The organism is Pseudonocardia sp. UM4_GMWB1 (genome assembly GCF_017312155.1).
In the GTDB taxonomy this organism is placed as follows: Bacteria; Actinomycetota; Actinomycetes; order Mycobacteriales; family Pseudonocardiaceae; genus Pseudonocardia; species Pseudonocardia alni.
Genome location: NZ_QJPN01000001.1, coordinates 2816213 through 2829106, shown reverse-complemented (window position 1 = coordinate 2829106; position 12894 = coordinate 2816213). Strand labels below are relative to the sequence as shown.

14 protein-coding genes are annotated in these 12894 nt (G+C 74.2%); 10 read left to right on the top strand and 4 right to left on the bottom strand.

What is annotated here, in order from left to right; translation table 11 throughout:
• The first annotated feature begins 9 nt into the window (after window positions 1–9).
• Genes DMP15_RS13665 through DMP15_RS13655 form a run of 3 tightly spaced genes read left to right on the top strand, consistent with a single transcriptional unit; the run spans window position 10 to window position 1809 of the window.
• A complete protein-coding gene (locus DMP15_RS13665; protein WP_083658137.1) occupies window positions 10–783 on the top strand; it encodes a 5-formyltetrahydrofolate cyclo-ligase in 774 nt (257 codons plus the stop codon).
• Complete coding sequence (locus tag DMP15_RS13660) at window positions 780–1295, top strand: O-acetyl-ADP-ribose deacetylase (RefSeq protein ID WP_337825974.1); 516 nt, start codon at window positions 780–782, stop codon at window positions 1293–1295. Before DMP15_RS13665 ends, DMP15_RS13660 begins: the two co-directional genes overlap by 4 nt.
• A 4-nt stretch (window positions 1296–1299) precedes the next feature.
• The gene (locus DMP15_RS13655; RefSeq protein ID WP_073574525.1) at window positions 1300–1809 is read left to right on the top strand and encodes a gamma carbonic anhydrase family protein; all 510 of its coding nucleotides are present in this window, start codon (window positions 1300–1302) and stop codon (window positions 1807–1809) included.
• 254 nt (window positions 1810–2063) lie between these two features.
• Here DMP15_RS13655 and DMP15_RS13650 read toward each other — a convergent pair whose 3' ends face one another.
• Together DMP15_RS13650 and DMP15_RS13645 are read right to left on the bottom strand one after the other, a co-directional pair.
• On the bottom strand, window positions 2064–2720 hold the full coding sequence (locus DMP15_RS13650) for a maleylpyruvate isomerase family mycothiol-dependent enzyme (protein ID WP_202417753.1): 657 nt from the start codon (window positions 2718–2720) through the stop codon (window positions 2064–2066).
• 10 nt (window positions 2721–2730) lie between these two features.
• Window positions 2731–3426, bottom strand: coding sequence for a FadR/GntR family transcriptional regulator (locus tag DMP15_RS13645; RefSeq protein WP_304580049.1), 696 nt, complete (start codon window positions 3424–3426; stop codon window positions 2731–2733).
• Between the two features lie 86 nt (window positions 3427–3512).
• On the opposite strand from DMP15_RS13645, the gene DMP15_RS13640 reads away from it, so the two are divergent.
• From DMP15_RS13640 to DMP15_RS13630, 3 genes are read left to right on the top strand one after another with little or no spacing between them, the layout of a single operon-like run.
• Window positions 3513–4340 carry a (Fe-S)-binding protein gene (locus tag DMP15_RS13640; protein WP_167379045.1) on the top strand — a complete coding sequence of 276 codons (828 nt, stop codon included), beginning with the start codon at window positions 3513–3515 and terminating at the stop codon, window positions 4338–4340.
• Entirely contained in the window at window positions 4337–5893 is a 1557-nt protein-coding gene (locus DMP15_RS13635; protein ID WP_073574523.1) for a lactate utilization protein B, read from the top strand. The genes DMP15_RS13640 and DMP15_RS13635 overlap by 4 nt, the downstream gene beginning before the upstream one ends.
• Window positions 5890–6537, top strand: coding sequence for a LutC/YkgG family protein (locus DMP15_RS13630; protein WP_073574522.1), 648 nt, complete (start codon window positions 5890–5892; stop codon window positions 6535–6537). The genes DMP15_RS13635 and DMP15_RS13630 overlap by 4 nt, the downstream gene beginning before the upstream one ends.
• Here DMP15_RS13630 and DMP15_RS13625 read toward each other — a convergent pair.
• Window positions 6530–7003, bottom strand: coding sequence for a transposase (locus tag DMP15_RS13625; protein ID WP_304580048.1), 474 nt, complete (start codon window positions 7001–7003; stop codon window positions 6530–6532). The two genes, DMP15_RS13630 and DMP15_RS13625, sit on opposite strands and share 8 nt — an antisense overlap.
• Here DMP15_RS13625 and DMP15_RS13620 point away from each other — a divergent pair.
• On the top strand, window positions 6992–7426 hold the full coding sequence (locus DMP15_RS13620) for a hypothetical protein (RefSeq protein WP_167379043.1): 435 nt from the start codon (window positions 6992–6994) through the stop codon (window positions 7424–7426). The genes DMP15_RS13625 and DMP15_RS13620 overlap by 12 nt on opposite strands.
• An 11-nt stretch (window positions 7427–7437) precedes the next feature.
• Here DMP15_RS13620 and DMP15_RS13615 read toward each other — a convergent pair whose 3' ends face one another.
• The gene (locus DMP15_RS13615; protein ID WP_083658135.1) at window positions 7438–8133 is read right to left on the bottom strand and encodes a TetR/AcrR family transcriptional regulator; all 696 of its coding nucleotides are present in this window, start codon (window positions 8131–8133) and stop codon (window positions 7438–7440) included.
• Window positions 8134–8356: 223 nt separating this feature from the next.
• Here DMP15_RS13615 and DMP15_RS13610 point away from each other — a divergent pair, with 223 nt between their 5' ends.
• The 3 genes from DMP15_RS13610 to DMP15_RS13600 are packed head-to-tail and all read left to right on the top strand — an operon-like array spanning window position 8357 to window position 12884.
• Window positions 8357–10486, top strand: coding sequence for an acetate--CoA ligase family protein (locus tag DMP15_RS13610; RefSeq protein ID WP_202417784.1), 2130 nt, complete (start codon window positions 8357–8359; stop codon window positions 10484–10486).
• Between the two features lie 31 nt (window positions 10487–10517).
• Window positions 10518–11255: an enoyl-CoA hydratase-related protein gene (locus DMP15_RS13605; protein WP_073574521.1), complete on the top strand. Its 738-nt coding sequence runs from the start codon at window positions 10518–10520 to the stop codon at window positions 11253–11255.
• A gap of 39 nt (window positions 11256–11294) precedes the next feature.
• On the top strand, window positions 11295–12884 hold the full coding sequence (locus DMP15_RS13600) for an ABC transporter substrate-binding protein (protein WP_073574520.1): 1590 nt from the start codon (window positions 11295–11297) through the stop codon (window positions 12882–12884).
• Window positions 12885–12894: the final 10 nt, after the last annotated feature.

The window sequence follows — 12894 nt, the reverse complement described above, 5'->3', positions numbered from 1 at the left end:
GTCGCGGGCATGAGCCGCCGCCACGACCACGACGCCGGGGGCGACCCCGGGACCCTCGCCCGCAAGGCCGAGCTGCGCGACGAGGTGTGGACCGCGCTGACCGAGCAGAAGGCCGCGCGGTTCCCCGGGGCGCGCAACCGGATCTCGAACTTCGTCGGGGCCGAGGCCGCGGCGCGCCGGCTGCGCGAGCTCGACGTGTGGCGGGCCGGCCGCACCGTGAAGTCCAACCCGGACTCCGCGCAGCTCCCGGTGCGCCGGTACGCGCTGGAGGACGGTAAGACCGTCTACATGGCCGTCCCGAAGCTGGCCGAGGCCGACCCGTTCTTCCTGCTCGACCCGGACGATCTCGCCGACCCGCCGCGCCTGGCGGTGTCGATCAAGAACGCCACCCGGTCGGCGCGCCGGGTCGCCGTCGCGGACCTGGAGCCGGTCGACCTCGTCGTTACCGGCTGCGTCGCGGTCGGCGCCGACGGGGCGCGGCTGGGCAAGGGCGGCGGGTTCGCCGACCTGGAGTTCGCACTGGCCCGCGAGGCCGGACTGATCTCCGACGACACGCTGGTCGTCACCACGGTCCACGAGCTGCAGCTACGCGACGCCGGGGTGATCCCGTGGGCCTCGCACGACGCCCCGGTGGACCTGGTCGTCACCCCGGACCGAGTGGTCGACTGCCGCGAGCACCGGCGGTCCCGCCCGGACGGCGGCATCGTCTGGGACTCGCTCACCGAGGACAAGATCGCGGCCATCCCGCTGCTGGGACGGCTGCGCGAGGAGGCACGCACATGAGGATCGCCTGCGAGCGCGGGGACATCACCGAGGCCCGGGTCGACGCCGTCGTCAACGCCGCCAACTCCGGTCTGCGTGGTGGGGGAGGCGTCGACGGCGCCATCCACCGGCGCGGCGGGTCCGCGATCCTCGCCGAGTGCGAGCGGCTGCGCGCCGGCGACCTGCCCGACGGGCTCCCCACCGGCCACGCCGTCGCGACGACCGCCGGCGACCTGCCCGCCCGCTGGGTGATCCACACCGTCGGGCCGGTGTACGCGAAGCGGGAGGACCGCTCGGCGCTGCTGGCGAGCGCCTACCGCGAGTCGCTGCGGGTCGCCGACTCCCTCGGCGCCCGGACCGTCGCGTTCCCCGCCGTCTCGGCCGGGATCTACGGGTGGCCGCTCGACGACGCCGCCCGGATCGCGGTCGCCACCGTCCGGGAGGTCGCCGCGACGGGCACCGCGGTGGCCGAGGTCCGGTTCGTCCTGTTCAGCGACGACGTCCTCGCCGCGTTCGAGACCGCCCTAGGCTGACCCCATGATCACCGTGAACGGCCACACCCCGCAGGTCCACGAGCAGGCCTGGGTGGCGCCAGGCGCCGTGCTCGCCGGCGAGGTGAGCGTCGGTCCGGAGACCGGGATCTGGTACACGTGCGTGGTCCGGGCCGACCTCGCACCGATCACCCTCGGCGCCCGCACGAACGTCCAGGACGGCTCCGTCCTGCACGCCGACCCCGGCTTCCCGGCGACGATCGGCGACGGCGTCACCATCGGCCACCGCGCGGTCGTGCACGGCTGCACCGTGGAGGACGACGTGTTGATCGGCATGGGCGCGGTACTCATGAACGGGGTGCACGTCGGCGCCGGGTCGCTGATCGCCGCGGGTGCGGTGCTCACCCAGGGCACGGTGGTGCCGCCCGGGTCGCTGGTCGCCGGGGTCCCGGGGAAGGTGCGTCGCGAGCTCGGCGAGGCCGAACGGAACTCGATCCCGCTGTCGGCCGCCGCCTACGTCCACCTGCTGGGCCTGTACCGCGACGCGAACGCCTGACCCACCGGTCGCCGGTGCCCCGGCCCCACACGATCCGGTCCCCCGGTCACCGGCCCGCCGGGCCACTCGCGGCCCCGCACACCGGTCCGCTCGCCGGGCCGGAGAACGCGCGCCCGATCGAGCGCGCGTTCTCCGGTTCGGCGCACATGAACGGGACGCGGGACCGGCGCCTGGACCGGCCGCGGGAGCGACGCGTGAACGGAGCGACGCGTCGACCGGGGCGACGGATGCGGGATGACCGGAGGACTGCGGCGTCAGCGCCCGGTCAGCCGGGCGGCGAGCGTAGCGACGCCGTCCCCCGTCAGCCGGTCCAGCACGGCCGGGCGTCCGCAGGCGGCCAGCAGGACGTCGACGCCGTGTCCCCGGACCTCCGCGCCCTCGCCCCGCGCGAACCCGGCGTCGTCGGCGACGAACCGCAGGCCCGCCGGCCGGCACCGGGTGGTGAACCCGAGCGGGACCGTCCCGACCACGAAGTCGAGCGCGATGCGCACGTCGACGGGGTCGGGGTCGAACGGCAGCCCGAGCGGGACGGTGACGTCGGCGGTGTGCACGATCGCGTCGGTCATCGGGCCCCGCGCACCGATGCCGGGCGGGGCGAAGGAGCTGTCGGCACGGTCGCGCAGGACCGCGACCAGCTCCTCGACCGGGCGGGCGGCGTCCCGCCGCGCGGCCCGGTCGACCGCCCGGTCCACGTTCCCGCGCGCCCGCAGCACCTGGACCAGGAACGACGGCACCGTCGTGGTCAGCGCGGACACCAGGTGCCCGGCGACGGTCCGCACGTCCCACCCGGCGCACAGGCTCGGCGCCGCGAGCTGCGCGGCGTCGAGTGAGGAGACGAGGTCGGCGAACTCGCGACGGTACCGGGCGGACACCGCGACGACGGCGGCGTCGGGCAGGTCGGAGGTGGTCACGGCGGTGAGCCTAGGCAGGTCCGACCCGGCCGTGGAAGGCGCGGATGTGCGCCTCGATCCGGTCCGCGGCCAGCGTCTCGTCGCCGTCGGCGAGCGCCGCGTGGATCTCCCGATGCTCGGCCCGCAGCCGCTCGCGCAGCGCGGGCCAGTCCCCCTGGGTCTGCATCGCGTCGAGCAGCATCCCGCGCACCGACTCCCGGATCGCCCGGGTCAGCTCCCCCACCAGGCGGTTCCCGGCCGCCGCGGCGATCGCGACGTGGAAGGCGATGTCGGCGTCGCTGAAGGCGGCCGGGTCGAGGTCGTCGTCCATGACCTCCAGCGCGGCCGTCCACTCCAGCAGGTCCGACGCCGAGCGCCGGCGCGCGGCCAGCCCGGCGGAGAACCGCTCGAACATGACCCGGGCCTCGGTGACGTCGTCCACCGGGAACGAGTCGACCGCCAGGTGCAGGGCCAGCACCCGGCCGAGTGCCCGCGCCGGGGCCGGCACGACGACCGTCCCGGAGTCCGCGCCGGTGCCCACCTGCGAGCGGATCACGCCCTGGGCCTGCAGCACCCGCAGTGCCTCGCGGACCGCCTGGCGGGACGCGCCCAGCGTCGCGGCGAGCTCGCGCTCCGGCGGCAGCCGGTCCCCCGGGCGCCACTCGCCACTCGTCAGGCGCTCCTCGACGTGGGCGAGCACCATCTCGTGGGCGGCGGGAACACGCACGTCGTCCTCCTGCTTGTGTGTGGTCCGACCATACCGCTACCTTGGTCGGACCACACCCTCCGTCCCACCACTTCACCGGAGGCGCCATGCCGATCCCCCGGCCCCGCGTCGGCCTCATGGTCACGTGTCTCAACGACGCCCTGTTCCCGGACACCGGCAGGGCCGTCGTGTCCCTGCTGCGCCGGCTCGGCGTCGACGTCGAGTTCCCCGCCGCGCAGACCTGCTGCGGGCAGCCGATGGTCAACACCGGCTACCTCGACGAGGCCGTCCCGCTCGTCCGCAACCACCTCGACGCCTTCGCCGGGTACGACGCGATCCTCGCGCCGTCCGGGTCGTGCGCGGGCTCGGTGCGCCACCAGCACGGCCTGGTCGCGCGCCGCTCCGGAGACCCGGGCCTGGTCCGCGGCGTCGAGTCCGCACCGCCGGTGTACGAGCTGAGCGAGTACCTGGTCGACGTCCTCGGCGTCGTCGACGTCGGGGCCTACTTCCCGCACCGCGTCACCTACCACCCGACCTGCCACTCGCTGCGGATGCTGGGGGTCGGCGACCGGCCGACCCGGCTGCTGCGCGCGGTCCGCGGGCTGACCCTGCTCGACCTGCCGGGCTCGGGCGAGTGCTGCGGGTTCGGCGGGACGTTCGCGGTGAAGAATTCCGAGACCTCGATCGCGATGGGCAACGACAAGGCCCGCCACGTCCGTTCGACCGGCGCGGAGGTGCTCGTCGCCGGGGACAACTCGTGCCTGATGCACGTGGGCGGGCTGCTGTCGCGGCAGCGGTCGGGGATGCGGGTCATGCACCTGGCCGAGGTGCTGGCGCAGACCGAGCCCGTGGTCGAGCGGCGCACCGAGCGGGCCGCGGACCCGACGAGCGTCGGCAGCGCGGTCCCGGACGCGACGACGGAGGCGGTCCGATGAGCGGCACGTTCCTCGGCACACCGGCGTTCCCGGCGGCGGCGCGCGCCGCACTGGAGGACTCCCAGCTGCGCCGCAACCTGGCCCACGCCACGTCCACCATCCGCACCAAGCGCGGCAACGTCGTCGGCGAGGTCGACGACTGGGAGCAGCTGCGCCTGGCCGGTGAGGCCATCAAGAACCGGGTGCTGCGGCACCTGCCCGACTACCTGGAGCAGCTGGAACGGTCGCTGACGGCGGCCGGCACCACCGTGCACTGGGCGCGCGACGCGGCCGAGGCGAACGCGGTCGTCGTCGACATCGCGCGGCGGCACGGCACCGACGAGGTCGTCAAGGTCAAGTCGATGGCCACCCAGGAGATCGACCTGAACTCAGCGCTGGAGGCCGCGGGCATCCACGCCTGGGAGACCGACCTCGCCGAGCTGATCGTGCAGCTCGGGGACGACCTGCCCAGCCACATCCTGGTCCCGGCGATCCACCGCAACCGCGCGGAGATCCGGGAGATCTTCCTGCGCGAGATGGGCCGCGCCGGGCGCGCCGCCCCGGCGGACCTGACCGACGAACCGGCGCGCCTGGCCGCCGCGGCCCGGGAGCACCTGCGGGAGAAGTTCCTGCGGGCGAAGGTGGCGGTCTCGGGGGCGAACTTCGCCGTCGCCGAGACCGGGACGCTCACCGTCGTCGAGTCCGAGGGCAACGGCCGGATGTGCCTGACCCTGCCCGAGGTGCTGGTGTCGGTGGTCGGGATCGAGAAGGTCCTGCCGACCTTCCAGGACCTGGACGTGATGCTGCAGCTGCTCCCCCGGTCCTCGACCGGGGAGCGGATGAACCCCTACACCTCCACCTGGACCGGGGTCACCCCCGGCGACGGGCCGCAGGAGGTGCACGTGGTTCTGCTGGACAACGGCCGCACCGACGTGCTCGCCGACCCGACCGGGCGGCAGGCGCTGCGCTGCATCCGCTGCTCGGCCTGTCTGAACGTGTGCCCGGTCTACGAGCGCACCGGCGGGCACGCCTACGGCTCGGTCTACCCGGGCCCGATCGGCGCGATCCTCACCCCGCAGCTGCGGGGGGTGGGCACCGACCCGCAGACCGACTCGCTGCCGTTCGCGTCCAGCCTGTGCGGGGCGTGTTTCGAGGTCTGCCCGGTCCGCATCGACATCCCCGAGGTGCTGGTGCACCTGCGCGCCGAGGTGGTCGACGCCCACCGGAAGGCGAGCCGCGTGCCGTCGGTGCAGGACGTCGCGATGAAGGCGGCGTCGTGGACGCTGTCCTCGGCCGCGCGCACCGGCGCGGCCGAACGCGTCGCCGGGATCGGCGGGAAGCTGGCCGGACGGCTGGGCCGCACCGCGCCCGGTGGGCGCAGCATCCTCGGTGCGGTCCCCGGCCCGGCGAGCGCCTGGTCCGACTCGCGCGACGTGCCGGTACCGGCGGCCGAGTCCTTCCGGGAGTGGTGGACCAGGACCGACGGCGGGCGGAGCCGGAGCGACAACACCGACGGCGGGCGGAGCCGGAGCGACGACACCGACGGCGGGCGCAGGAACGGGGACGGGGCATGAGCGCGCGCGAGGCGATCCTGGCGAAGGCCCGGCGGGCCCTGACCGACGTGCCCGACGTCGAGCCGGTGCTCGACGTCGAGGTGGTCCGGCCGGTCCCCGACCGGTCGCTGCCGCACGCGCAGGTCGTCGACCTGTTCGACGAGCGGGTCGCGGACTACCGCGCCGTCGTCGAGCGGGCGGACCCGGGCACCGCGGCGGCGCGGGTCGCCGGTGCCCTGGCCGGCCGGTCCCCGCTCGCGGGCTCCGGCCCGCTGCGGATCCTGGTGCCGCCGGGCTTCCCGGCCGGTCTGGTGCCCGACGACGTCGAGGTCGTCCCGGACGGGCCGGACGTCGCGGTGTCGGAGCTGGACCGCTGCGACGGCGTGCTGTCGACGGCCGCGGTCGGCATCGCCGAGACCGGCACGATCATCCTCGACCACGGTCCGGGCCAGGGCCGGCGCGCGGCGACGCTGGTCCCCGACCTGCACGTCTGCGTGATCCGCGCCGACCAGGTCGTGGCCGGTGTGCCGGAGGCGGTGGCGGCGCTGGACCCGGCGCGGCCGCACACCTGGATCAGCGGGCCGAGCGCGACCAGCGACATCGAGCTGGACCGGGTGGAGGGCGTGCACGGGCCGCGGACACTGCACGTGGTGATCGTCAGCTGACGGTTCCGGCGGGGCCGGCGCTGGTGGTGGCGCCGGACGTGCCGCGGCTGCCCCGCGGGGCGGGCGACGCCGTCCGGAGCCAGGGCGTGCCTCCTAACGCGCGTAGCCAGGTCACGATGGTCTTCAGGACGACCCCGCCGCGGTAGGTCAGAGTGAGTTTGTCGTAGCGGGTCGCCAGGCCGCGCCACTGTTTGACCTCGCAGAAGCCGCGTTCGACGACGTTACGGCCGCGGTAGTCGTCGCGGTCGAACGCCGGTGGCCGACCGCCGCGGGAACCGCGTCGTTTCCGGTGCCCCTGCTGGTCGCAGGGTTCCGGGATGACCGCGACGATGCCGCGCTCACGCACGTGACGGCGGCTCGCGCGCGAGGAGTGGGCCTTGTCGCCGCGGACCCGCTGCGGGCGGGTCCGCGGCCGGCCCGGTCCGGCCCGGTCGATGCGCAGATGACTCATCAGGTGCAGAAACATCGGGGCGTCGCCGGCCTGGCCGGGTCCGACGAGCACGACCATCGGGCGGCCGGGCTGGTACCCGTCACCGACCTCGACGACAGCCCGCTCTCGGCCGAAGAGATCGCCTACGGTCAGGCCTCGAAAGCCTCCGCCACGATCGAGGCCTGCCGCACCGGCTGGCAGGAGTTCTGCGACTGGTGCACCAGCGAGCACCACGACCCGTCAACGGCCCCACCGGCCGCGGTGAGCGGCTACCTGACAACACTCGCCCAGGCCGGGGCGAAAGTCTCCTCGATGAGCTGGCGCATGGCCGCGATCCGGTTCTTCCACGCCCTGCAGAACCTGCCTGACCCGACCAGCCCGGACCGGTCCGAGCCACCACAGCATGCGTGCCGACGTCCGGTCTGTCGCCCGCGGACGGCCGCGTGTCCGTGGTGGTGACGGGTCGTGATCTACGGCGGAGGGGGCAAGCCGATCGAGCGAGCCCACAGGTGGGTCAGGGTGCGCACCGAGTCCGCCTCGGTGTGCTCCTGGCCCAGCACCAGCCAGTAGTAGATGTACTGGGTGACCATCGAGTTCAGCGCGTGCGAGGCGAGCACCGGGTCCAGGTCGGCATCGGCCAGGCCCCACTCCTGCAATCTCGCGATCCCGGCCGCAGCCCGGGCGACTGAGCGTTCGCGCAGCTCGAGCCGGTAGCGTCGCAGCTCCTCGTCGAACGAGGCGACCTGCTCGAACAGGGCGAGCAACCGGCTGTCCCGACGGAACAGCTCCAGGTAGCGCCGGTTGCCCTGCTCGATCCGCCGCCACGCCTCGGTCACCGTCGGCGCCCGGCCGTCCCCGCTGCGCGGGCTGGGCGGCCGCGCCGGGGCGTAGAGCCCGGTCTCCATCACCTCGTTGACCAGGGTGCGGAACGCGTCGGCCTTGGAGTCGAAGTAGGTGTAGAAGCTGCCGTGTCCGGTGCCCGCGGCGGCGGCGATGTCCGCGACCCGTGCGTCGAGGAACCCGTCGCGCTCGAACACCGTCCGCGCGCCCTGCAGCAGCAGCGCCCGGGTCCGGCGGCCGCGCGCGGTGCTCGGCGTGGCCCCAATGCTCGCCCGCCTGCGGCTGCCCACGCCGCTGCGCGCCTCGCCCGCCACCCGCTCCGTCACCCGTCACCTGCTCCCTCACCAGGGGCTCCTCCGGTCGCCGCGAAGGATCGCATACGAAATCGGCTGCGGAAAGACTTGTAGTCGACACGGATGTCGACTTACCGTGTGTGAACCGGGTCACTGTGGCCGAGTGCCGCCACCGCACCGGAGACCAGCACGTACCTCGGCGCCCGTCCGTGTGACGGGTCCCCTGTCGTGCCCCGCGGACGAGGAGGTCCACCCTGTGACGGAGACCGTCGACGCGACCCGGCCGAACGGGCCGGAGGCTACGCCGCCGACCGACTGGAACCGAGTGTTCCGGCCGCACGCGGTCGCTGTGCTCGGCGCGACCGGGCGGGCGGACAGCCCGATGGCGCGCCCGTTGCGGTGGCTCGCCGAGCGCGGGTTCTCCGGGCACGTGTGGCCGGTCAACCCGAAGTACGACGAGCTCGCCGGGCTGCCCTGCTTTGCGTCCCTGGACGCGGTGCCGGGCCCGGTCGACCTGGTGCTCGCACTGGTCCCGGCCGCGCACGCCCCGGACGCGGTACGCCAAGCGGGCGCCGCCAGCGCGGCCGCGGTCGTTGTGTTCGCCTCCGGGTTCGCCGAGGTGGGCACCGACGGCGCTGAGCTGCAGCACGAGCTCGTCGCAGCCGCGCGGGAGTCCGGCGTCCGGGTCCTGGGCCCCAACTGTCAGGGCATCTATTACGCGCCTACCCGCCTGTTCGCCACGTTCACCGCCGCGGCCGACCGGCCGTTGCGGGGCAGCTCCGGGATCGCCTACGTCGGACAGAGCGGCGCGGTTGGCGGCTCGGTGCTCGACATCGCCGCCGAGCAGGGCCTCGACCTCACCGCCTGGGTGAGCACCGGCAACCAGGCCGACGTGGACCTGACCGAGATCGGCCGGTACCTCGCGGCGGACCCGGAGATCTCGGTCCTGGCCGTCTACGCGGAGTCGGTCCGCGACGGCGCCGCCTACGAGCGCCTCGCCGCCGAGGCCGCAGCGGCCGGGACGTCGCTGGTGGTGCTGCGGTCCGGCCGGTCCGGCGCCGGGCGCCGCGCCGCCGTCTCGCACACCGGGGCGATGCTCGGCGACGACACCGCGTTCCGCCTGGTCTCACGCCGGTACGGCGTCGTGCTGGTCGACGACGTCGAGGAGCTGCTCGCGGCGGCCACCGTGCTGCGCGGGCAGCCCCGCCCGGCCGGTCGGCGGATCGCCGCGGTCAGCACGTCCGGCGGGGCGGGCATCCTCGCCGCGGACCGCTGCGAGGGCCACGGCCTGGCCCTGCCCGAGCTCGCGCCGGAGACCCAGGACAAGCTCTCCCGCCTCGTCCCCGCATTCGGGGCGCTGGCCAACCCGGTCGACGTGACCGCGCAGCTGTTCAATACCGGCGAGCGCGCGTTCGGCGACGTCTGCTCGATCGTCTGCGCCGACCCGTCGGTGGACGCCCTGCTGGTCCTGCTGACGATGGTCGTCGGCGACGAGGCCGCGGACCTGGCCGAGGACCTGACGGCCGCCATGTCGGGCAGCGGCGTGCCGTGCTCGGTGGTGTGGCTGGCCGGGCAGGACCGGACCACCCGCGCCCGCGCGATCCTGCGCGAGGCCGGGATCCCGGTGTTCTCCTCGATCGCCGTCGCGGCCCGGGTGGCCGGTGCGCTGACCTCCGACCGGATGCCGGACACGGCGCCGGGCAGGGCGCCGCTGCCGTGGCTCCCGGAAGCGGCGGACGACCTCGACCCGGCCACCGACGGTGGCTGGGCGCTGCTCGACGCGATCGGTGTCGACACCCCGGCGTCGGTGCACGCCGGCACCGCTGCCGAGGCCACCGACGCGGCCCGGGCGCTGGCCGGAGCCGGCGGCACCGTCGTGATGAAGGCCGTCGCCCCCGGGCTGGAGCACAAGACCGAGGCCGGTGGCGTCCGGCTCGGCGTCGCAGCCGAGCGGGCCGCCGCCGTGTTCGACGAGCTCGCCACCACTGTCGCGAGCCTGGCCGGGGTTCTGGTCCAGCAGGCCGTCCCGGGCGGCGTGGAGTTGCTGGTCGGCGCGAGCGGCGGGCGCGACGGATGGCCGCCGGTGCTCACGGTCGGACTGGGTGGCACCGCCACTGAGGTGCACCGCGACGTCGCGACCGCGCTGGCCCCGATCACCCCCGGCGACGCGCACGCCCTGCTGCGCGAGCTGCGGTGCTGGCCGCTGCTGGCCGGGCACCGCGGCGCCCCGGGGGTCGACGTCGACGCCGTCGTCGAGGCGATCGTCCGGGTCGGCGCCGTCGTCGCCCGCCGCCCCGACCTGGCCGAACTGGAGATCAACCCGCTGATCGTGGGACCGACCGGCGCCGTCGCCGTCGACGTCCTCGTCGCCACCCGCACCCCCTGACCGCACCCAACCGCACCGTGGAGGAACATCGATGGGCTCGATCGTCCTGGACAAGACCGACGGGGTCGCGACCCTGACCGTCGACTCGCCGGAGGTGAAGAACGGGCTGACGCCGCAGATGGGGCGCGAGCTCGTCGCCGCCTGCGAGGAGATCGACGCCGACCCGCAGATCGGGGCCGCCGTGGTCCGTGGGGCGGGCGGCACGTTCTGCTCCGGGGCGGACCGCCGGACCTGGAACCCCGGCGCCGACCAGGCAGCCGACGGCACGTTCCAGGAGACCGGCGCCGTCTACAAGGCGTTCGTGCGGGTCGGCAACCTCGCCGTGCCGACGATCGCCGCGGTCCGCGGGGCCGCCGTCGGCGCCGGGATCAACCTGATGCTCGCCACCGACCTGCGGGTCGTCGCCACCGACGCCCGGTTGCTCGCCGGGTTCCTGCGGATCGGCCTGCACCCCGGCGGCGGCTTCTTCACCATCGCCGGGCGCACCGCCGGGCGGGAGGCCACCGCCGCGATGGGCCTGTTCAGCCAGGAGGTCGACGGCCGCCGCGCCGCCGAGATCGGGATGGCCTGGGCCGCGGTCCCGGACGCCGACGTCGAGGACACCGCGCACCGGTTCGCCGCCGAACCGGCCAAGGACCCGGCTTTGGCCCGCGAGGCCGTCCGGTCGTTCCGCACCGAGCTCGGCCCGCCCGGCATCGGCTGGGACGCAGCCGTCGAGTTCGAACGCGCCACCCAGATGTGGTCCCAGCGCCGTCGAAACTCGCGCTGACGCGCCCCTGAGGGGTCGACGCCGGACAAGGAGGTCCCCGTGCGCCCGTCCACCACCCGCCACGTGACGCCGCGCCGCTTCGCGGTGCTGATGCTGCCCCTGCTGCTCGTCGCCGCGACCGCGTGCGGAGCGGGGACCGGCGCCATCCCGCAGGCCGACACCGGCCCGATCGACTGCCCGCCGGTCGCGCCGCGCACCGACCGCGACGCGGAGCTGACCTGGATCTACTCGGTCGACAACACGAGCTTCGACCCGGACAAGATCACCACCAACAACAGCCAGATGTACCTCTACCCGATCTACGACAGCCTCGTGCACGTCAACGCCGCCGGTGAGGCCGAGCCGATGCTCGCCGAGTCCTGGAAGCTCTCCCCGGACGGCCGGTCGGTGGACATGCGCCTGATCCCCGACTGGCGCTACCACGACGGCGTCGCGTTCGACGCCGAGTCGGTGCGCGCCAACCTGCTGCGCCACCGCGACTCCGAGGGCTCGTTCAACGCGAACCGGCTGGAGTCCCTGACCGACGTTCGGGTGCTCGACGAGCGCACGGTCCGCCTCGTCACCGACACGTCGGCCGGTCCGCTGATCACGATCCTGGGCGGCTCGGCCGGGATGATGATGAGCCCGGCCACGTTCGACAAGCCCGGCGAGGACGTGAAGCCCACCGGCGGGTCCGGCCCGTACACGATGAGCCGCTACGTCCCGGGCGACCGCGTCGAGTACACCCGGGTGCCGGGCTACTGGAACCCGGACGCCGCCCGCCTCGCGAAGATGACCTACCTGATCTCCGGTGACGACAACGCCCGGCTCAACGCCGTCACCACCGGTGCCGCGGACGTGACGTTCCTGCGGGCCAGCATGCTGCGCCCGGCCCAGGAATCCGGCCTGACGATCTGCCAGCAGCCCTCGCTGTCGAGCTACACGCTGAACCTGAACACCGCGCGTTCGGAGTTCGGCAACGAGAAGGTCCGCCAGGCGATGAACGTCGCCGTCGACCGGCAGTCGATCAGCCTGCTGGTCAGTGGCCTGTGCCAGCCGGCGGGGCAGATGTTCCCAGACTTCTACTACGCGTCGTCGAAAAACGTGACGCCGCCGCGGCACGACCCGGAACGGGCCCGGCAGCTGCTCGCCGAGGCCGGCCTGCCGGACGGGTTCTCGTTCGACTTGGAGGTCGTCAATCTCGACGTCTACCAGCAGATCGCGCAGATCATGCAGGCGAACTTCGCAGAGGTCGGCATCACGATGTCGATCACTCCGGTGGACCTGAACAAGCTGGCCGAGGACTTCTCGGTGTCCAAGAGTGTGGACGCGATCCTGTTCGAGCAGAAGGCCGAGTCGGACGCGAGCGTGCTCACCGCCGAGTACTACCGCCCGGACGGGTTCAACAACCCCGGCGGGTTCAACGACCCGGAGATGGTCGTCGCCGACGAGGCCGCCTCCCGCGGTGCGACGCCGGCCGACCGGGCACCGCAGTTCACGAAGCTGTTCGACCGCGTGGCCGAGGTGCAGGCGCCGCACATCACCCTGTGCAACCTGACGACCCCCTACGTGCAGAACCCGAAGGTCGGCGGGGTCGAGATCTACGCCGACGCGTCCCGCCAGTTCCGCGGAGCGGCGATCAACCCCTGAGGGAGGTTCT